This window comes from Bifidobacterium sp. ESL1133 (assembly GCF_058107325.1).
Genome location: NZ_JBYLUI010000003.1, coordinates 164,904 through 183,802 on the forward strand (window position 1 = coordinate 164,904; position 18,899 = coordinate 183,802).

General features: G+C 55.7%; 15 protein-coding genes and 1 other RNA gene. 8 read left to right on the forward strand and 8 right to left on the reverse strand.

Going from position 1 to position 18,899, the window contains the following annotated elements:
• Positions 1–82: 82 nt before the first annotated feature.
• Positions 83–379, reverse strand: coding sequence for a 30S ribosomal protein S6 (rpsF, locus tag AC3B5A_RS04250; protein WP_489799115.1), 297 nt, complete (start codon positions 377–379; stop codon positions 83–85).
• 239 nt (positions 380–618) lie between these two features.
• Between rpsF and AC3B5A_RS04255 the strand changes: the two genes are divergently transcribed.
• Positions 619–1,635 (forward strand): ribose-phosphate diphosphokinase, encoded by a 1,017-nt coding sequence (locus AC3B5A_RS04255; RefSeq protein ID WP_489799117.1) that lies wholly within the window; start codon positions 619–621, stop codon positions 1,633–1,635.
• Positions 1,636–1,731: 96 nt separating this feature from the next.
• Here AC3B5A_RS04255 and AC3B5A_RS04260 read toward each other — a convergent pair whose 3' ends face one another.
• From AC3B5A_RS04260 to AC3B5A_RS04275, 4 genes are all read right to left on the reverse strand, one after another.
• A complete protein-coding gene (locus tag AC3B5A_RS04260; protein WP_489799119.1) occupies positions 1,732–3,438 on the reverse strand; it encodes an ABC1 kinase family protein in 1,707 nt (568 codons plus the stop codon).
• The gene (locus AC3B5A_RS04265) at positions 3,413–3,643 is read right to left on the reverse strand and encodes a phasin family protein (RefSeq protein WP_489799121.1); all 231 of its coding nucleotides are present in this window, start codon (positions 3,641–3,643) and stop codon (positions 3,413–3,415) included. The genes AC3B5A_RS04260 and AC3B5A_RS04265 overlap by 26 nt, the downstream gene beginning before the upstream one ends.
• Before the next feature lie 253 nt (positions 3,644–3,896).
• Positions 3,897–5,330 (reverse strand): MFS transporter, encoded by a 1,434-nt coding sequence (locus AC3B5A_RS04270; protein ID WP_489799123.1) that lies wholly within the window; start codon positions 5,328–5,330, stop codon positions 3,897–3,899.
• Between the two features lie 123 nt (positions 5,331–5,453).
• Positions 5,454–6,404: a nucleoside hydrolase gene (locus AC3B5A_RS04275; protein WP_489799125.1), complete on the reverse strand. Its 951-nt coding sequence runs from the start codon at positions 6,402–6,404 to the stop codon at positions 5,454–5,456.
• A 201-nt stretch (positions 6,405–6,605) separates the two neighbouring features.
• On the opposite strand from AC3B5A_RS04275, the gene AC3B5A_RS04280 reads away from it, so the two are divergent.
• From AC3B5A_RS04280 to AC3B5A_RS04310, 7 genes are all read left to right on the forward strand, one after another.
• Positions 6,606–7,598, forward strand: a complete 993-nt coding sequence (locus AC3B5A_RS04280; protein ID WP_489799127.1) for a ribokinase — start codon at positions 6,606–6,608, stop codon at positions 7,596–7,598.
• Between the two features lie 167 nt (positions 7,599–7,765).
• Positions 7,766–8,160, forward strand: a transfer-messenger RNA (tmRNA) gene (gene ssrA / locus AC3B5A_RS04285).
• A gap of 340 nt (positions 8,161–8,500) precedes the next feature.
• Positions 8,501–9,412, forward strand: a complete 912-nt coding sequence (locus AC3B5A_RS04290) for a hypothetical protein (protein ID WP_489799129.1) — start codon at positions 8,501–8,503, stop codon at positions 9,410–9,412.
• Between the two features lie 287 nt (positions 9,413–9,699).
• Positions 9,700–10,074, forward strand: coding sequence for a hypothetical protein (locus AC3B5A_RS04295; protein WP_489799131.1), 375 nt, complete (start codon positions 9,700–9,702; stop codon positions 10,072–10,074).
• 306 nt (positions 10,075–10,380) lie between these two features.
• Positions 10,381–11,547, forward strand: coding sequence for a LacI family DNA-binding transcriptional regulator (locus AC3B5A_RS04300; protein WP_489799133.1), 1,167 nt, complete (start codon positions 10,381–10,383; stop codon positions 11,545–11,547).
• A 315-nt stretch (positions 11,548–11,862) separates the two neighbouring features.
• Complete coding sequence (locus tag AC3B5A_RS04305) at positions 11,863–13,182, forward strand: MFS transporter (RefSeq protein ID WP_489799135.1); 1,320 nt, start codon at positions 11,863–11,865, stop codon at positions 13,180–13,182.
• Between the two features lie 157 nt (positions 13,183–13,339).
• Complete coding sequence (locus AC3B5A_RS04310; protein ID WP_489799137.1) at positions 13,340–14,881, forward strand: glycoside hydrolase family 32 protein; 1,542 nt, start codon at positions 13,340–13,342, stop codon at positions 14,879–14,881.
• 290 nt (positions 14,882–15,171) lie between these two features.
• Here the strand turns inward: AC3B5A_RS04310 and AC3B5A_RS04315 are convergent, their stop codons facing one another.
• The 3 genes from AC3B5A_RS04315 to AC3B5A_RS04325 form a co-directional block, all read right to left on the reverse strand.
• Entirely contained in the window at positions 15,172–16,227 is a 1,056-nt protein-coding gene (locus AC3B5A_RS04315; RefSeq protein WP_489799139.1) for an Abi family protein, read from the reverse strand.
• A gap of 392 nt (positions 16,228–16,619) precedes the next feature.
• A complete protein-coding gene (locus AC3B5A_RS04320) occupies positions 16,620–17,468 on the reverse strand; it encodes a type 1 glutamine amidotransferase (RefSeq protein WP_489799141.1) in 849 nt (282 codons plus the stop codon).
• Positions 17,465–18,898: a MurT ligase domain-containing protein gene (locus tag AC3B5A_RS04325; protein ID WP_489799143.1), complete on the reverse strand. Its 1,434-nt coding sequence runs from the start codon at positions 18,896–18,898 to the stop codon at positions 17,465–17,467. The genes AC3B5A_RS04320 and AC3B5A_RS04325 overlap by 4 nt, the downstream gene beginning before the upstream one ends.
• Position 18,899: the final 1 nt, after the last annotated feature.

Sequence of the window (18,899 nt, forward strand, 5' to 3'; positions counted from 1 at the left end):
CTATTGTCTGCCGCAAAGCGGCCTGCCAATTGTTTGCATGTACCGGTGAGACCTTTAATTGCAAGGCCTCATTGTCGTACGTTTACTTGGCATCCTTACGAAGGATCTTCGTACGAATCACGGAATCGTTCAGGTTCAGCACGCGGTCGAGCTCGGCACTTACGGCCGGCTCGCAGCTGTAGTTGACCACAACGTAGTTGCCTTCGCTCTTGTCGTTAATCTCGTACGCGAGCTTGCGGCGACCCCAGATATCGGGTTCCTCAACGCTACCGCCCTCTTTAGTGACGGTTTCCATGTACTGATCGGTCAGCTTCCTGACGGCGCGCTCATCCAGATCAGGATCAGCAATGAACATCAGTTCGTATTTATGTGCAGACATCACCCACCTCCTTCGGACTCAAGTCGGCCACGGTACTTCCGCGGCAGGAGTGTGTATGCTTCAGCCTCTACGACCGACTGGCGAGCCAAACGGCCGAAGACACTTAGTTTTCAAGCTTAACTTCACACACTGACTTTGCCGACACCAAGGGCACACGAAATGGCGCGGTTGCCTGTATATTAGAAGCTGACTCGATGCGCCGTGAATCAACGGAGCCAGAACCAATCGGAAGGCAAGACATGTCGGCGATTTTGAACGGTACTTCCAAGAAGCGCATGGCGCTCGTGACAGGCCGCGCCTATCCCAAGCAAGCCGAATCCACTGCCGCATGCCTAGGCTGCGACCTACTTGAGACCACCGCCTACGACTTCGCCAACGGTGAGATGTATGTGAGGTTCGCCCAACCAGTACGCGGAGCTGACGTGTTCGTGCTGCAAAGCCACACCGATCCCATTAACCAGTGGATCATGGAGCAGCTGCTCATGATCGACGCGCTCAAGCGCGCTTCGGCTCGCTCCATCACCGTCGTGGCGCCCTTCATGGGCTACTCTCGTCAAGACAAGAAGCATCAGGGCCGCGAACCCATCACCGCGCGTCTTATGTTCGACCTCTTCTATACGGCCGGTGCCGACCGCATTATGACCGTCGACCTGCACGCTTCTCAGGAGCAAGGCTTCTTCAACGGTCCAGTTGATCATCTCACCGCCATGCCGGTGCTGCTGGACTACGTCAAAGGTTCTCTGCCGCTCGAGAATGCAACCATCGTCTCCCCCGATGCCGGCCGCATCAAGGTCTCCGAGCAGTGGGCTGCCAAGCTCGGCGGGCTGCCGCTGGCTTTCATCCACAAGACACGAGACATCACACGCCCCAACCACGCCGAAGCTCATGGCATCATCGGAGATGTAGCCGAGCGCGACTGCGTAGTGGTTGATGACATGATCGACACCGCAGGCACCATCTGTGAGGCCGTCAACACACTGAGCAAGGCCGGAGCCAAAAGCGTCACGCTCGTGGCCACGCACGGCCTGCTGTCCGGCCCGGCAATCGAACGTCTGCAAAACTGCAACGTGCGCGAAATCGTGCTCATGGACACCGTGCCCGTGCCGGAGTCCAAGCGCTTGCCCAACATGACAGTGCTCTCCATCGCGCCGCTTCTGGCCGCAGGCATTCGTTCCGTCTTCGAATCAGGCTCGGTGAGCAATCTGATGAACGGTCTGCCCGAAGACATGGGCCCTCACAGCATGTACGCAGACTGATTTGGACATCTCAACTTCGCTTCATATTCCTCGCAAGACCGGCATGCGTACATGCTCTAGGGCACCTGCGAGGGATTGAGGCGAAACCCCAATCCGCTACCGAGAGCGCTTTTTCGCCTTTGCTTTGGCGCGCCTGCGTTTGGAATAAATATCAAACACAATCCATAGCGACAGTGCAAACGCCACCACATACCCCATGAACCCCACCACGGGAATACCGAAGATAATTGGCTTCATACCAGCAAAATAGGTGATGGAAGACCCAACAAAGAGTCCCACCACGATCAATGCCATGGTCAACCGGTTCGTCATATCGGAAATCTGCTGCAGCGGTTCCCCCGATCCCACCAACTCCATATTGATTTTGAGCTGCCCACGAGTGAGCATACGTGCAGCGGTCTGTGAATCAGCCAGCGCCGACAGCACTCCATGCAGGGCTTTACTGCTTTCGATAGTCAGACTCTTCAGCTCTTCCTTGCCCGCTGCCCCAGTAGTCTTGCCCTGCACCAAGTGCTTGCTGATGATTTCAATCATGTTGATGTTGGGAATGAACTCGTCAAGCAATCCTTCCAGAGTGACCAGCGCCCGCCCCACAGTGGTGATATTGCTCGGCACTTCGATGCCGTGTCTCTTGGTCAGGTTCATGACCGCTTCAAGAAAGGTCGCCAGGTTGAGATCCGCCAAGTCTACGTTGCCGTACTCCTCCACAATGCCATCAAGATCGGCGAGCAGACCACCATACTCCTGCGAGTCCAGCCGTTTGCCGGTCAAACGCAGCAACCCGTCGGCCAGTCCTGGCGAATCCTGCTCACCGACAGCCATCACAATGCTGCTCAGCACTTGACGCAGACGTTGGTCGAGCCTACCCACCATGCCCAGATCAATCAGCACAATATGCCCATCAGAGATAATGATGTTGCCTGGGTGGGGGTCAGCATGGAAGAAGCCGTTATCAAGAATCTGAACGGTATAGTTGTCGACCAACTTGGTGCCGATCTCTTCCAAGTCATAGCCGGCCGACTCAAGATCAGTCACATGGGAAAGCGAAATGCCTTCCACATAGTCCATGACCACTACGTGTGCCGTGCACAAATCCATGTATGGCTTGGGGCAGTCCATGTAATGGTAAGGTTTGCAGAAGCGTTTGAACTCGTCGAGATTGCGCGCCTCCAACAAGAAGTTCGTCTCGTCCTCGAACGTGTCCCACAGCTCTTCCACCACACCTTGCAAATCCACTATCTGAGTGTTATCACCCATCATCTTGGTGGCGCCTTTAGCAAGGGAACGCAGAATGGCGATGTCTTCGGCCATGGTCTCACGCACTCCGGGACGCTGCACTTTGACCGCGACGTCCTCTCCGGTAATGAGCGTGGCTCGATGCACTTGGGCCAGCGACGCCGAACCAAGGGGCTTGGAATCTATCTCAGCAAAAATCTCTCCCACCGGCCTACCGTATTCCCGCTCCAGTGTCGCGGTAACGGTCTCGTATGGCATGGGATCAGCATCGGCACGCAGTTTGGTGAGTTCGTTACAAAAATGCTGCGGCAGAATTTCAGAACGCATGGAAAGAATCTGGCCGACCTTGACAAAGGTAGGCCCCAGGTCTTCAAGCATAAGGCGCAGGCCACGGGGAGTGACACCGTGGAAGATGTCGAACCGCACCATGACCTGCGCGATCTCGCGCAACCGCTTAAGCTTGCCGCGACGGGTGAGGTGGTACCGCTCGTCAAACGAGGGTGCGCGCGTAGAGAAGAGACCTATGGTCTCCTTTGCTGCACTACTGCTCGGATGTAGCAGAGGCATCGTCACGCAGATCCTGACGTTCTTTGGTCTGTTCGGCGGTATGCTTCAGTTCAGCGTTGAGTTCCTTGCCCTGAGCCACGGTAAGCTCGCCTTTCTTGACCAAGTCGTCAACGATCTCCTGTCCTTTTTCCACCGTGGTAGCCAGCGCCCCCACACCGGCGAGGAACACTTTGTGCAGGCCTTCACCCAAATCAAACTCAGACATGATACCCTCCTTGAGAACCGCTTTCTCACGCTGCGAACCCGCAGGTACTGCCAGTCTAGCGTATACATCACAATATGACTAATTTCACATATTGCAGATAGTACAATCGTACAGAGCTTGAACACAAGCGCAATGCCGCACGCTTGACTGAACACCCACAACAAAGACAAGAAAACCGCGCCACCGAAACGGACGCGGTTTCCATTCACCTCCTGCCCCATGGAGAACATCCCACAGGTGCGAGAGGAGGAGCCTACTTGCTGGCTGAAATCTCAGCCTCATCCTTGCCATAGATGCCCTTGCGCACAATCAAGTAGTAAACCAGCGCAATGAGCACTACTGCGGCGCAGCCGAACAGCAGGTTGGAATAGTTAGCTGCAGCACCGGTCTTGCCGATGAACGAGAAGCCGGCAAGGCTCTGGTCGGAGATGATGGTGCCGATGATGGCCACGCCAATGGAGGCAGTGATGTTCATCGCCAAATCATTCATGCCTACACCGCGCCCGGACTGCTCGGTAGGCAGCGTGCCCAGCACGGTATCCATCACCGGGGAGTAGAGCATGCCCATACCAGCGTAGAAGACACAGATGGTGCCGGTCATCGCCCAAAAACCTGAGTTGATCAACAAGCCGGTGCCGGCCGCACCACAGATGATAAGCACTGCGGCAATGATGATGGACGCCTGACGCCCGATGCGATCCACGATGGCGCCGGAACTCGTGCCCACGATGGCAGCCACCACGAACGCCCACACGATGTGCTGCGATACCTGTGCCGTGGTCATGTGGTACACGCTACTGCCGATGGCGTTCATGATAGGCGAGGCAGAATAGTTGATGAAGTAGAAGAACAGGATGAGGAAGATGGCCTTCACCCAGCGGGTGTTCTTGAAGAAAGCGGGGGTGACGAATGGGTCGGAAGCGCGAGAGATGTAGAACGCAAATACCACGAACAGCGCCACAGCCACCAGTACCATCCACACCTTCATATAGGAGAAGTACAATGCCAGGAATGCAGAGGCAAGACCGAAAATCGTGAAACCGACCCAGTCCACCTTGTGTCCCTTCTGAGACTTGTCAGGCAAATTCTTGAGCAACGCAGGCAGGAAGAAGATGGTGACGGCGGGAATGAGGAAGAGGTACTGCCAGTGTATGGAACTGAGGATACCTGCAGCGAAAACACCGATGGCGGAGGAAAGCTGGTAGCCAGCGGTGTAGATGCCGAAGAAGATCACCTTGAGCGAGGGGCGCAGGTATTTGGTAGCCACCACCAAGTAGGCCGAACCGGTCACCTGCTCGCCGGCGGTCTGCAGAACACGTGCGATGATGACCGTCCACAGATTCGCGGGGAACAGGAAGTTGGCCACGAAACCGAAAATCGACCCGAGGAACAGCACTATCAGACCGACCGTCACCAGTCGTTTCAGGGAGATGAAGTCACCGAGCGAACCGTACAGGAAGCAGACGATGCCGAGCACGATGCTGGGCAGTGCCGTGATGAGTGAGGCTTGGGCGGGGGCGCCCACGTCTTGGCCTACCTGTGTGAATACCAGATTGAAGCCTTGCAGGCACAACGTGCCTAGGATGAAAGCGATGAGCAGGAGGATGAGAGCCTTTACGGCCTTCGCGTTCTCGGCGTCGGACACACCTTCTTTATCGGTGGTCGTGCTGGAAGCTTGTTCGTTCATGAAGAGTTCCCTTAGGAGTTGAAACGTGTGAATGCTAATGAATTGACCGGATGGTTATCGGTAGACATTGAGAATCGAGCATCTGGAAAGGGCTGCAACGTGCAGCCTTAGCATAATTTTCTATCACCTCCCTGCCAGTGCGGTGATACGAGTCATGAATTCGCTCAGGAACCGTTCGACATCGACGCCGACGGCTACCTGAGATGTCTTTACCGGATCGCGCAGCAGGTCGCCGTCGCCGATGGTACGGCCACGGGTCGCCCCTTCGGTCTCTACCTGCATATTGATGGGAAGCGTGGTAACCAGCGTGGGATCGATGGCCACCGCCACTGCGAGCGGATCGTGCAGGCCGCAACCACCCAACTTGGGCGCCGTGGTCTCATAAGCCTTGATGTAGAAGTCAGTCATATCCGCCAGGAACGTGCCGGCAGGCGTGTTCAAGTCGCGCCAACGCTGGGTCTCCTGATAGGTCAGCAGCGTCTGCAGTGTCACGTCGAGGCCGATCATGGTGACTGGGGCGCCGGAGTGGAACAGTACGTTCGCCGCCTCCGGGTCTTGACTGATGTTTGCCTCACTCCACGCATTGACGTTACCCGGTACGGTGAGCGCACCTCCCATAATCACAATGGAACCAATTTCCTGTGCGATCTCAGGGGCTTTGGCGAGCGCCGCGGCGATATTGGTCATCGGGCCGGTAGGCACGTAAATCAGATCACTGCCGTAGCGGTGAGCCGAATCTATGATGAAATCAACCGCCGAAGTGGTTTCCGCACTACGCGGCGAGTCAGGTATGACGGTTTCGCCAATGCCGTTCTTGCCGTGGATGAATGCAGAAACCTCGCCCACCGTGAACGATTGCTGTGCACTGGCATGCGGCAACCCAGGGTACACACCGACCTCTGGGTGCCCATACAGTTCTGTGATAGCCAAGGAATTCCGCATACTCTGTTCGAGTACTACATTGCCGTACGTGGCCGTGATGCCTATAAGCTCCACTTCCGGGCTAGATAAGGCGTAGGAGATAGCAAGCGCATCGTCCACGCCGGTGTCAAGATCAAGGATAAGTTTTTTCATTATCTAATCCATTCGAGCCAACGAAAAGTACTTGAGAAACAAATACGCTCTCAGTATAAACCCGGGTCGTGCCAAACGCGCCAACAGGCGGCATGGCAGTCCAAATGCCAGCAATTCCAACGGTTTCGATATATAACGAATATTGCTGTGCGACATTGCTATATTAGGAGGTAACGCCAACCCGACCCAAGCGAGACGACCATGAACGAAACCCTTGCACAGCTCGAACACATCAACGGCTCAGTGAGCGTGGTGGGTTCCATGAACGCCGACTACACCGTCACCACCGCGCGCCTACCCGAGCCAGGAGAAACCGTAAACGGCGGAGCGTTGGAAATATTGCCAGGCGGAAAGTCCGGCAACCAAGCCGCCGCCGCGGCACGCATCGGCGCCGATGTGCGGATGTTCGGTGCAGTCGGAGACGATGCCAACGCAGATTTCCTGTTAGGAGAACTAGACCAGGCCGGCGTGGACACCTCGCATGTGCTGCACGAACACGGACCTAGCGGCACCACCGTCATCACAGTGGATGAACATGGCGAGAACACTATCGTCTATTCTCCGGGATCCAACGCTCTGGTAAGCCCGGACTATATCCAGTCCCAGCGTGGGGCGCTGCTCAGCTCCTCCGTACTCGGTTTGTGCTTGGAGAGCCCCATGGAGACCGTTATTGAAGCGGCAAGACTGGCACACGAGGCCGGGCTCACCGTACTGCTCAACGACTCGCCGTTCCAGGCGACGCTGCCCGACGAACTCGTTGCCAACTGTGATGTGCTGCTGGTCAATGAGCATGAGATGGCGCAGCTGCTTGGCGTAGGCAAGCCTTCCAACGGCGATTGGTTGGAGGCTGATTGGGATGACATTGCGCACCGTATGGCCGATTTCGGATTCAAACAAGCCATCGTCACGTTAGGCTCGGAGGGGTCAATGGTGCTGGGCGCAAACAGACAACACCATGAGTCAGAGATGTCCTTCGCTGTGACGCGCATCGAAGCGCAGCGAGTCGAGGCACGAGACACCACCGGCTGCGGAGACGCATTCATGGGCACCGTACTTGCCGGATTGGCCTCCGGTTTCAGTCTGGAGGCCGCGGCTCAGCTCGGCTCATACGTGTCCGGGTTCGCCGCCACCGGCTACGGCGCCCAAGCCTCTTACGGTTCCGCCTCTCAGATTCAAGGTTTCTTCGACAAGTAGGATTCACAGGAATGTACGCTGTTGTTGGGAACGGCGGCTGCGCCATGCCCAACAACGCTGCAGATACATTTTGAGGCAATGTCTTTGCAGTAATACCGGTTGCGCAAACAGCCAAGGTAAGGTATACTGAAACATCCGGCATTGCCGGGGCTTGATAATTCAAGATTGGGGCTGATCGGTTTCGACGGTGACCTGCTCGCTGCAGGGAAGCGTGCCGAGAATGTAGAGTCCACTCGTGATGACCTCTACAACAAATTAAGTGCTAAATCTAATCGCACTGAGTTTGCACTCGCTGCCTGAGCTTCGCGCCAGGATTAACCAGTGAGCTGCTGCTCCGTTCACTCTCCCTCGTCTTCGGGGGGATGCTGAACGTCATGAGAAGACTTGCTTCAGGCGCTGGGCCGCAGGGCGACTGAGGGACTTTGACTGTAGATATGCTCGCCATCCTTTGCCTGCGATACGGATGGGGGCAGAAAAACTGCCATACGGCCAGCAGGCTACGCACGTAGAATTCTGCAGGTTCGGTTATCGGACCGGGGTTCGATTCCCCGCAGCTCCACAATAATGCAATCGCCACTTCGTAAGAGGTGGCGATTTTTCGTTGGTATTGCAAGAATTTTGTGCCTTTCTTTCGCAGCTTTTATAGCCCTGATTTTGTATTTTCTGTTGAGTTGCCTCATTGAGGGGGATTCTATTGTTTTTACTTCTTGAATCATGTAGTGTGATGTAGGTCACTTGATGTGGCAGAGCCAACTACAACAAACAGTGAGGCCATAAGGACTGTCTTTGAACTGATGAGGATTGTTGCTCTGTGATGGTGCGGCGGCGGTGCGTGATAATGCGTGGTGTCGCCGCATGGTCTTGACCGGTAAGGATGCTCCATGCCTATATGTGCTCGTCGTATGCCGCGGATTGTTCTCATTGTGGTTGCCGCCATCGGGCTGGTATGCATGTCTGGCTGTTCGTCGGCCAACTCTCCGGAACGGTCCGGCAACGAGCCGAAAGACGGCATCGGTCAGGCTGAAAGACGCGACGACGCCGAATCACGTGCCCAAAAGTTACAGGCAGGGCAAACGTATCGTTCGTTGTTCGCTGATCGTCAGCTCGCCGCTTGTGTTGCCAACAAACTCGATGTGGGCCTCGATGACACCGTGGATGAACAGCTCCTGGACTCGGTGAAATACCTGACCATAGACGACACCTGCGCGTCGGAGACGAACGACCGGGACTCCCGACCGGACGATGACGCGGCATCAGCGGAGCCCAAACTGCAAACAGACCCGGCACCACGACCGGAACCGTCCGCACCACCATCAACGGTTCCTATCGCCTCACTTGACGGCATCGAACACTTGCATAACGTTACCAATCTGAGCATGCACTCTGCGCAGGTTAGTGATATCAGGGTGCTGTCTAAGCTGCGTCTGCTGCGTTCGTTGGATTTGAGCGGTACGAGTGTGCGCGACGTGACCAGTTTGGCGGGTTTGCCGATAGGTGAGTTGCGGCTGCCCGACACGGTTGTTGATGTGTTGCCTGTGCTTCGACTGCCGAATTTGCACGCTTTGTATGTTGCTAATCCGCGTGCTGATATCTCGGTGTTGCGCGATTATCGTCCGGCTACGGTGGGGCATCGGGGTGGTGCATACGAGGCTGATGAGGGTGAGGGGCTTGTGGTTGAGATGCCCGAGGGTACCGCTCCATCGTTGGCGTCTCAGGCGGCCGGCGCGCATGTTGCGGTCAAAGTCTTCAAGCCCGCTGATGCCGTGTCTGCGTATGCTCAACCCGATGAGGCGTACGACTGGTATCGCCAGTAATCGTGCGTGCGTAGGTTTGGTGAAGGTTTTCTGCGATTCATAGTGGCGGCGGGTTTGGGCTTGTAAGCTGGCGGTAGCTTTGAGAGGCAGGCCCTTTATGTCCGCACTCAATATTGAACGTCACTATCACCTAGCTCGTGTCATCGTGGCATGGACGGCGTTGTCATTTTCTCCGTTTATTCGGTAGGAGGATTTTATCTTGTAAGTAGTCTCAATTTGAGTCACACTGGTTCATTGCATTGTGCGACTGTTTACCGTGCGTGATGAGTGAGAACAGAGGGAAGATTATGATTGATGAGGATAAAGCGGCGAATACGGTACCGCGCGGTTTCTTGGCGCGGCATCAGTATGCTGTTCGCCGTGTGTTGTGGTGGGCGGGGTTGATATTGCAGTTACCGGCACTGGCAATATGGCTCGACGGTGGTACTACTGTTCTGTATTTATTTGCTGAGTTCCCGACTCACGCTACAGACATCGATGATTCTGCTTCGAGAACAGGTCTTGTCCTGAAAATAGGACTTATATGCTGGTTTGTCGTGCTCACTTTGCGGGCAAAATTTGAGAATCCTGACGAGCTTGCTGACAATAGACAGGTATTTGTCATACTACTAACTGCTGCGACGGTATTTTCCACGTGCGTTGCATTATTTATTGCGTCCTAGATCTATCGCGATAAAGCGAGCGATGCGCGCCAATGTTGCTTGGCGCGCATCGCTGAGGTAGAGTCTAGACACCGTCACACACGAGGATTATTTAGGAATGCGGCGTATGCACGTGCCAACTGATCTGCCTCGCCTCTAGTGGGAAGGCGATCGGCTTTCGACGCTTTTGCTAATAGCTCTTTTAGAAAAGGAATTTGCTTGAATGAGCCGATGTTGACACCTTCAACAAGAGTTTGAAAAGCAGTAACGACGTTATCAGAGGTTATACAGCACCATTGACCACCACATTTATATAATTGAACTAGTATGACTACCATCAAAGAAGTGGCCAGAGCGGCCGGAGCATCAGTGACCGCAGTTTCCATGGTGCTCAATCATCGTGAAGCCGGACATGTCAAAACCGAGGTCGCCGAGAAAATTCGCGAGACCGCACAACAGATGGGATACAAGCCAAATCCCCTGGCCAGGTCTCTGCGTACCAGCAGAACGCGCACCATTGGATTTGTGAGCGAAGAGATTGCCACCACACCATACGCCGGCGAAATTGTGCTCGGTGCACAGGATGCCGCCAGCGAACGCAGTTACATGCTCCTTCTGGTAAACACTGACGGCAAAGCAGACGAAGACGACGAGCTCGCCGGACTGAAACGCTATGGCGTGGATGGCTACCTGTACGCCAAGATGTACGATCGATCCACACAGCTGCCATCTGCCCTCGAAGGCAACCCTTCGGTTATCATCAACGCGAACGACAAGAGCCACACTGTCCCCAGCATCACACCGGACGAGGTGCTCATCGGTCTCGACGCCACCCGTCGGCTCATCGACGCAGGGTGCCAGCGCATCGCCTACATCGGCTGCTCCGACCCACTGCTCGCCGAACCATTGCGCCGCCAAGGCTACGAGCAAGCACTACATGAAGCCGGCATGGAAGTAAACCCCGCACTGGAGATCGCAGTCCCCAACAAAACCCCGTCCTTAAAGGCAGTGACCGCGTTATATGAGCAAGAGAAACCGGATGCGTTCTTCTGCTTCAATGACGCTCGCGCCTGGTCGGTATACGAGTGCGCCGCACGTCACGGTCTGACCATCGGCAAAGATATCGCCGTAGTGGGCGTGGATAATCATCGTGTCTTTGCCGAAACCTTGTCTCCCAAACTCACCACCATCGCCCTACCGCACTACGAGATGGGCTACTGGGGAGCATGCAAGCTCATCTCGTTGATCGAAGGACGCGAATCGACCGGCGCAGGCACCGATGCCAGCGGGAGCAGAGACGACAACGCCAAAACCGCAGATAGCGCGAACAGCAACGATGGTTCAGTCACCGATAGCGACGGCGACAACGCTACCAACAACGGCGAAGTCAGCGGCATCCGTCGTGTGCATCACATCATTCCGCCGATTGACGCGCCCGACCCGGTACGCATTCATTGCCCCCTCATCGAGAACGATTCCGTACCACGCCACTGATTCGGTGCCGATTCGAGCCGTCTTCGACGGTAATTCATGTTAGAGAATGGCCATATTCTGCGGATTTCATATCCCACCAAACCACCGACACCAACAAAGTACTCACAGAACGCGCAAACATGGTGATTGTGCCGCACAAACGTGATATTTCGAGCGTTGCGGCAGACTTGACGACACGTGAAACGTTTCCAGCTTGACGTAAAACGTTTCTCCTCATATGATTAACCCAGCAGTCACGAATGCAGCAGCGCCGCACTTCGTAAACCGCATTTCCTACACGCCGCGCCGAGGCGCCGTGAAACGAAAGGGTACATAATGGCAATCAACGCAGCCAAAACATACCGGAATCCCTCGTACCTCGAGAGTTCTTCCGGAATTTTCATGTTCTTCTGCTCCTGGGGCATCTGGTGGTCCTTCCTCTCCCGGTGGCTCACCGATCCGGTTCACGGACTTGGCATGACCGGCGCTGAACAGGGGCAGATCTATTCCATCAACTCATTCGTCGCCCTGTTCATCATGTTCGGATATGGCGTCATCCAAGACAACCTCGGCCTCAAGCGCCGCCTGGTCGTCATCATCTCCTGCATCGCCGCGTTCATCGGCCCCTTCGCCCAGTTCATCTACGGCCCCATGCTCGCCGCCGGCGGCACCACACGCTTCATCGGCGCGCTGCTCGGTTCCCTGGTGCTCTCTGCAGGCTTCATCGCCGGCTGCTCTTTGGTCGAGGCACTCACCGAACGGTACAGCCGCAACTTCGGCTTTGAGTACGGCCAGGCACGCGCTTGGGGATCCTTCGGCTATGCCATCGTGGCGGCCATCGCAGGCCCGCTGTTCAACATCAACATGTACCTGAACTTCTGGCTCGGGTCACTCTTCGCCATCGGCATGCTGTGCATCTACCTGTTCTGGCGCCCGGCCGAGCAGAAGGAAGCCCTCAAGAAGGAAGCCGATCCAAACGCGCCGCGAACCAACCCCACCGTCAAGGAAATGATTTCCGTGCTGGGCATGGGTTCACTGTGGGCACTCATCGTCTTCATGTTCTTCACCAACACGTTCTACACCATCTTTGACCAACAGATGTTCCCGAACTACTTCACCTCGCTCTTCTCCACACCCGAGACCGGCAACACCACATACGGCGCATTGAACGCCATCGAAGTGTTCCTTGAGTCGGTGTGCATGGGCATCGTCCCGGTCATCATGGACCACATCGGCGTGCGCAACTCACTGCTACTCGGTGCTTTGGTGATGTGCGTGCGCATCGGCCTGTGCGGTCTGGCCACCGAGCCAGTTCTCATCTCCGTGGTCAAGCTCTTCCATGCCATCGAGACCCCGCTCTTCAGCCTGCCCGCGTTCCGCTACTTCACCCTGCACTACAACACGAAGCTTTCGGCCACACTTTACATGGTCGGCCTGCAGATTGCCTCTCAGCTGGGACAGGTCATCATGTCCGGCCCGCTGGGCAAGCTGCACGACGTCATCGGCCCGCAGAGGACGTTCTTCGCCATCTCCGGCATTGTGTTCGCAGCCCTTGTCTACGGTTTCTTCATCATCAAGAAGGACGATCAACAGGTGGGCGGCGATCCGTTCATTCGGGTCAAGGACCGCAAGAAGGCCGAAGCGGCACAAGTCTGAGACCAGCCACCGCACCATGCGACCCTAAGCAACGCCTTTGCACCGCACCCCCAGTGCCGGTGCAGGGCGTTTGCCGTCTCAACATCGCCGTTCACAACAGCACAATCCGCCGTCAGTCACCGATACGCGTGACCGTCATCAACACGAAGGAAACATCATGAGCAACCCTGTGTTCCACCAAATCCACGACCACGACCAGGAACTCGCCAAAGCAGAGGCGAGCGTCGAAGAACTCGCTCTGGAGCGTAACGACCGCTGGTACCCCAAGTTCCACATCGCCTCCAACGGCGGCTGGATCAACGATCCGAACGGCCTGTGCTATTACAAGGGACGTTGGCACGTCTACTACCAGCTGCACCCCTACGGCACCCAGTGGGGCCCGATGCACTGGGGCCACGTCTCCAGCACCGACATGGTCACCTGGCGCCGCGACCCGATCGCCATGGCACCCAGCCTCGAAGAGGAGAAGGACGGCGTGTTCTCCGGCTCTGCAGTCGAGGACGACGAGGGCAATCTGAAGTTCTACTACACCGGCCACCGTTGGACCAACGGCCGCGACGACACTGACGGCCAATGGCAGGTCCAACTGCTCGCCGAAGCAGCCGACGACGATGCCACCAAGCTGGACAAGAAGGGCATGGTCATCGACTGCCCACGCGACAAGGTGGATTCCCACTTCCGCGACCCCAAGGTGTGGAAGCAGGACGGCGTATGGACCATGATTCACGGCGTGAGCACTTCGGACAAGAAGGGTCAGATCTGGGTCTACACCTCCGAGGACATGATTGATTGGAAGTTCTCGAACGTGCTCTACGAAAACCCCGATCCGGACGTGTTCATGCTTGAATGCCCCGACTTCTTCCCCCTCACCGCCCCCGACGGCTCCGAGAAATGGGTAATCTGCTTCTCCGCACAGGGAGCCCGTCCCAACGGCTATATGAACCGCAACAAGGACAACGCCGGGTACATGATCGGCACATGGAAGCCGGGTGAGGCCTTCCAGCCCGAAACCGAGTTCCGCCTGTGGGATGCCGGCGCCAACTACTACGCGCCGCAGTCGTTCGAGGCAAACGGCCGGCGCATTATGTACGGCTGGATGAGCCCGTTCGACGGCAATGCACCCATGCAGTCCGACGGCTGGTGCGGGCAGATGACACTGCCGCGCGAGGTGTTCCTCGGGGAAGACGGCGATGTGCACACCGTGCCGGTGCCCGAGATTGAGCGCCTGCGCATCAACACGTTCAACCACGTACCGCGCACCATCGAGACCAACGAAGAGGCTTTGGTGGACGAGGACAAGGAGGCCGTGGAGATTGAACTGAACATTGACCTGAAGCACTCCACTGCCGAGCGCGCCGGACTGAAGGTGCACGCCACCGACGACGGCTCGTACACCTATGTGGCGTTCGACGCGCAGGCCGGCACTGTGGTGATCGACCGCGCTGCAGCCGCACGTGGAGACCGCGGCTACCGCGCCACCAAGCTGACTGAAGAGGAGCTGAATGCTGACGAGCTGAAGCTGCGCGTGTTCGTGGATCGCGGCTCGGTTGAGGTATACGTCAACGACGGCCACTACACGCTAAGCTCCTACTCCTACCCAAGCGAAGGCCCCCGCGCCATCAAGCTCACCAGCGAGTCCGGCGTGCTGGCGGTCAACCAGCTCACCGTGCACGATCTGCGCAGCATCGGCCTGGAGTAAGGGTTGACACGTTGTCTTGTGTCGTCCGGGGTTGTAGGAACTAAACGTGATGTTTAAGTTCCTATAACCCTGCTAGCTCGCGTTGTAAGCAGTACGAGACAGTACGAGACTGGTTTAAACAAGCTGCTGGACTTGTGTAAGCTTTGCTGTTGCTTTGTCTTCGCAAGGCAGAGCGGCGTAAAACTAACTCAACACCATACAATCCGCCCAGCTGTCGCTGACTTTTAGTAGAACAGCGCCGGCTGGGCGGATTTGTAATTACTAACTAAGACAGTTTTGCCTATATTCTTCTAACCTCTATATGCATATGCCAATACCGTCCATACTGCCCAGCTACGGTATGAAGTGTAGGGTGCCATTCTGATGAGGGGTATATCTTGCTCCTCATCAACATATTGTACAAATCTTTGTGAAAGCTGAACCAAGCACCCGAGCGTATTACGAAGATAAAGGCAACTGGCATTGCTTGCGTAGTGCGTTTTGTAATTGCGAAGTATTCTGGTTGCAATAATTCCCACTTTGCTTGCAGCTTCCCTACGAACTGGTATGCTTTCACAGACAATCAGGAAAATCGACAGTAGGCCTGCGTAGTCATATACTAGTTGTGATTTACTCGCTGTACTAGGAATCGGCTTAGGAACGTCACCGCCGAATAAGTCACGCAAACACGATTGCACAAAATCTTTTGGATCTGAGCGATTCCGTCTTAGTGTGCCAACTAGCAAAGGCATGCTGTGAGAAGAAGCATTGCGGAGTCTACGAAAATTACCAAAGAGTTTGGTAATTTTGTCCTCACGCTTTGACTGCTTTAGATACATCTCATACGCGTCCATAAGCTCAGCAAGGCTAAACACTTCCCACAAATTCCATATTTCCGGCTCTCTAAAGTACCGTTCAATCAGTGCATCTGAGTATGGGGAATATCGTAGACCGCCTCCTTTATCAGTAGCACGATTGCTGTACGACCCATTAAACACAAACTTATGCTTTGCATCTACGAGTTCAGCAACGTCACGACCGTCATCGACACCATCTCGCATCAGCATATTATTGAATCGCATTTTCAATCCGTGTTCAACATTGCTCGCTATATAACTGATTGCAAGACGAAGCTCGTAATCAATGACGGCCAAATCTTTGATAACAGCAAAGTCTAAATCGTTATACAATCCATCATCATCTTTAGAGAAATTTGATGCGTACCGTTTAATCCGAAACAAATAGGTATTCGTAATGAGGTATTGACGAGCTTCAGTCTCATCACACATTTTGAATGTTACGCCATCGTCTTTGAGGTTGCGTATCTGTGCATCTAGAGCAGTTTCAATTGGAACCATCGCACTCATTGCAACCTCCTCCAAATAAACTAATAGGGCATCCGTCAGAGGCAATTACAGTCTCCGACGCTGCCCTATTAGTGGAAATCACAAACAGTGTTCACAATTTCTTTTTTTCGTTGTAGGAGCATATTATCAAATATTTCATCACTACACGCCCAAATTCGCAATGCCATAGCAGATTCTAAGGTAACACATTTAGTTCCTATAGGCCGACAATCTTACTTTCTCAGCGCGCAATAATTAGGAGTTATCCACTTTGGTGTGTATCCTCTTAAATACGGATTGGGAGTACCCGGTCGGCAAGAGGATTCAACAGTTAGCACGTTGAATCCTCTTGCTTTTGGTAATTACCCTCGTTGCAGCTGAAACCATTTTGTGAATATGTATCCACACAGCCCTCACCTCGGCCGGGCGGCGGCTGTGGTGCGGGCTTGGGCGGCGGTGCGGTCTAAGTGCGCCAGCTCGGTGCGTTGCGATTCGCTTTGGGTGGGGACGAACGCGCCATAACGATGTTCGGCGGCGGTGCGGATGAGAAAGTCGGCTACGGCTGGGTTTTTGGGCAGCATGGAGCCGTGGAGATAGGTACCGATGACGTTGTTGACGCGAGCGCCTTCGGTGTGGTCCTCACCATTGTTACCTGTACCTTCGGCATCCACATGGCCCAGCGGCGTGGTATCCGTCCCCTTGCTGAGGAACGTTTGACCGGAATGGTTCTCGTAGCCGATGATGTCGCCGAACTGGTCGGAATGGTCTACCAAGTTGCCAATCATGCGCTGCTCGCGGCCTTGTGAATACACTCCCAGAATGCCGATACCATCCAGCTTGGTGCCGTCGACGGTTTCGAAATAGTCACCGAACAGCTGGTAGAGGCCGCAAATCATGAGCATGGGAACGCCGTCTGCTGCCAGCGAGCGCAACGTATCTGCTCGTTTGAACAGGTCGTCCGAAATGTTTTTCTGCCCGGTGTCTTGCCCGCCTCCGCCTAGGACCAAGTCCACCTGCTCGGGCCAGGTGTCGCCTTGATTGTAGTGGTGTATGCGCGGCTCGTAGCTGTACAATGCCAGCCGGCGCTGAACGGTGAGCAGGTTGCCCCAGTCACCATAGATGTTCATGTCGTTGGGGTAGAGGGAAACCACGTCGATAGGGCGAGGCGACGAATGCAGCGACTGCTGCCGCCCGTCGACAGCACTGCTATCAACGTTCCTGTCGCCACTCTTGACCGAGTTCGCATCTTGCACATCGCTCATTTCCCTACCCCCGCGTCACTCACATCTGCCATGGTCGCCAATTCGGCTCGCACCCGCAGCATAGCGGTGTACGTGCAGTACACGCGTTTCGGCTTGCCTAAGCCGTCGGTAACGAACCGGCGCACCGCGCCTTCCAGATCGGTATCGACGCCGTTCACCGGCACCTGGTCATATTCCAGTCTCAACGCCATATCCCAGGCGCGCACGCCCGACACCGACTCCACGCCGCTCGGCCGCAACGCGGTGAAATCCACATCCCACAGCCAGCTCATGTCGCGCCCGTCGGCGTATTCGTCATTGATGGCGATCATGGTTTGCGTATTATCCGCTACGGCAGCGGCTCCGGCCAAAGACATGCGGAAGCCCATCGGATTTTTGACCAGCAGCAACTCGACCGGAGCTCCGTTCACCTCAATGACTTCGCCACGCCCGAATGCCGGGGTGACGTGCGACAGCACCTGCATCAGACGTTCGTCTTGCGCTCTGGGTTCGCTTTTCACCTCGCGCCCCGCGTTCACGTCGGCCATTACGGCCCGCACCACAGCGAGCGCCGCAGCAGCGTTGAAGAGATTGTGCAGCCCTTCAAGCCGCACGTCGGTGTCGAAGAGTGCGTCGTCCATGACGAATTCGGCGTGATGATCCCCCACTGCTTTGAGCACTACGTCAGCAGTGCAGCGGGACTGTGCTTCGCTTTGTTCTGCGCTGACTTCCCCGCGCGCCACATCAGCAATGTTGGGAGGCGTACCAGCATCCGCACCCTCACTAGAGGCATGCATGTCGTCGTCCGTAGGGAACTGTGCCCGCAACGAGTTGTCTAAGCCGAAATACCGAGTCTGTGTGCCTGACGGAGCATGCTCGGCGAGCGCTGAGATGCGCCGGTCTTCCCGGTTGAGCACGAGCGTGTCGGTGGTGGCCTGCGCCACTTTGCCCAGCAGCCGCGCAGTGTTGTCGATTTCGCCGAACCGGTCCAGCTGGTCGCGCATCACGTTGAGCAGCAGGGCGTAACGCGGTTTGCATTGACGTACAAAATGTACGGCATACGCTTCGTCCAGTTCAAGCACGGCGATGTCGGCGTTGAGTTTACCGTCCAAGCCCACCTCGGTGAGCAGCGCGGAGACCACGCCTCTGGTGAAGTTCGACCCGGTGGGATTGGTGAATACCCTGAGCCCCAGGTCGGAGAGCATGGAGGCAACCATGCGGGTAGTGGTGGTTTTGCCGTTGGTTCCCGAGACAAGCACAACACCGTAGGGCAACGTTCCGAGTGTACGAGCCAAGAACCCAGGATCAATCCGTTCCACCACTTTGCCAGGGAAGGCGCTGCCACCATGTTTGAGCAGTCTGGAGGCTGCACGGACGGCTTTGCCGATGGCCGGGGTGGCGAAGGAGTTCCACTGGCGTTCCCCTGTCTGCTGGTTAGCCGTAGTGTTCATC

Bases quoted from the DNA above. Each gene is read 5' to 3' on its own strand.
- AC3B5A_RS04305 (WP_489799135.1), top strand. From the start codon at position 11,863: ATGGCAATCAACGCAGCCAAAACATACCGGAATCCCTCGTACCTCGAG.
- AC3B5A_RS04320 (WP_489799141.1), bottom strand. From the start codon at position 17,468: ATGAGCGATGTGCAAGATGCGAACTCGGTCAAGAGTGGCGACAGGAAC.
- AC3B5A_RS04290 (WP_489799129.1), top strand. From the start codon at position 8,501: ATGCCGCGGATTGTTCTCATTGTGGTTGCCGCCATCGGGCTGGTATGC.
- AC3B5A_RS04300 (WP_489799133.1), top strand. From the start codon at position 10,381: ATGACTACCATCAAAGAAGTGGCCAGAGCGGCCGGAGCATCAGTGACC.
- AC3B5A_RS04325 (WP_489799143.1), bottom strand. From the start codon at position 18,898: ATGAACACTACGGCTAACCAGCAGACAGGGGAACGCCAGTGGAACTCC.
- AC3B5A_RS04275 (WP_489799125.1), bottom strand. From the start codon at position 6,404: ATGAAAAAACTTATCCTTGATCTTGACACCGGCGTGGACGATGCGCTT.
- AC3B5A_RS04255 (WP_489799117.1), top strand. From the start codon at position 619: ATGTCGGCGATTTTGAACGGTACTTCCAAGAAGCGCATGGCGCTCGTG.
- AC3B5A_RS04260 (WP_489799119.1), bottom strand. From the start codon at position 3,438: ATGCCTCTGCTACATCCGAGCAGTAGTGCAGCAAAGGAGACCATAGGT.
- AC3B5A_RS04295 (WP_489799131.1), top strand. From the start codon at position 9,700: ATGATTGATGAGGATAAAGCGGCGAATACGGTACCGCGCGGTTTCTTG.
- AC3B5A_RS04270 (WP_489799123.1), bottom strand. From the start codon at position 5,330: ATGAACGAACAAGCTTCCAGCACGACCACCGATAAAGAAGGTGTGTCC.
- rpsF (WP_489799115.1), bottom strand. From the start codon at position 379: ATGTCTGCACATAAATACGAACTGATGTTCATTGCTGATCCTGATCTG.
- AC3B5A_RS04265 (WP_489799121.1), bottom strand. From the start codon at position 3,643: ATGTCTGAGTTTGATTTGGGTGAAGGCCTGCACAAAGTGTTCCTCGCC.
- AC3B5A_RS04280 (WP_489799127.1), top strand. From the start codon at position 6,606: ATGAACGAAACCCTTGCACAGCTCGAACACATCAACGGCTCAGTGAGC.
- AC3B5A_RS04315 (WP_489799139.1), bottom strand. From the start codon at position 16,227: ATGAGTGCGATGGTTCCAATTGAAACTGCTCTAGATGCACAGATACGC.
- AC3B5A_RS04310 (WP_489799137.1), top strand. From the start codon at position 13,340: ATGAGCAACCCTGTGTTCCACCAAATCCACGACCACGACCAGGAACTC.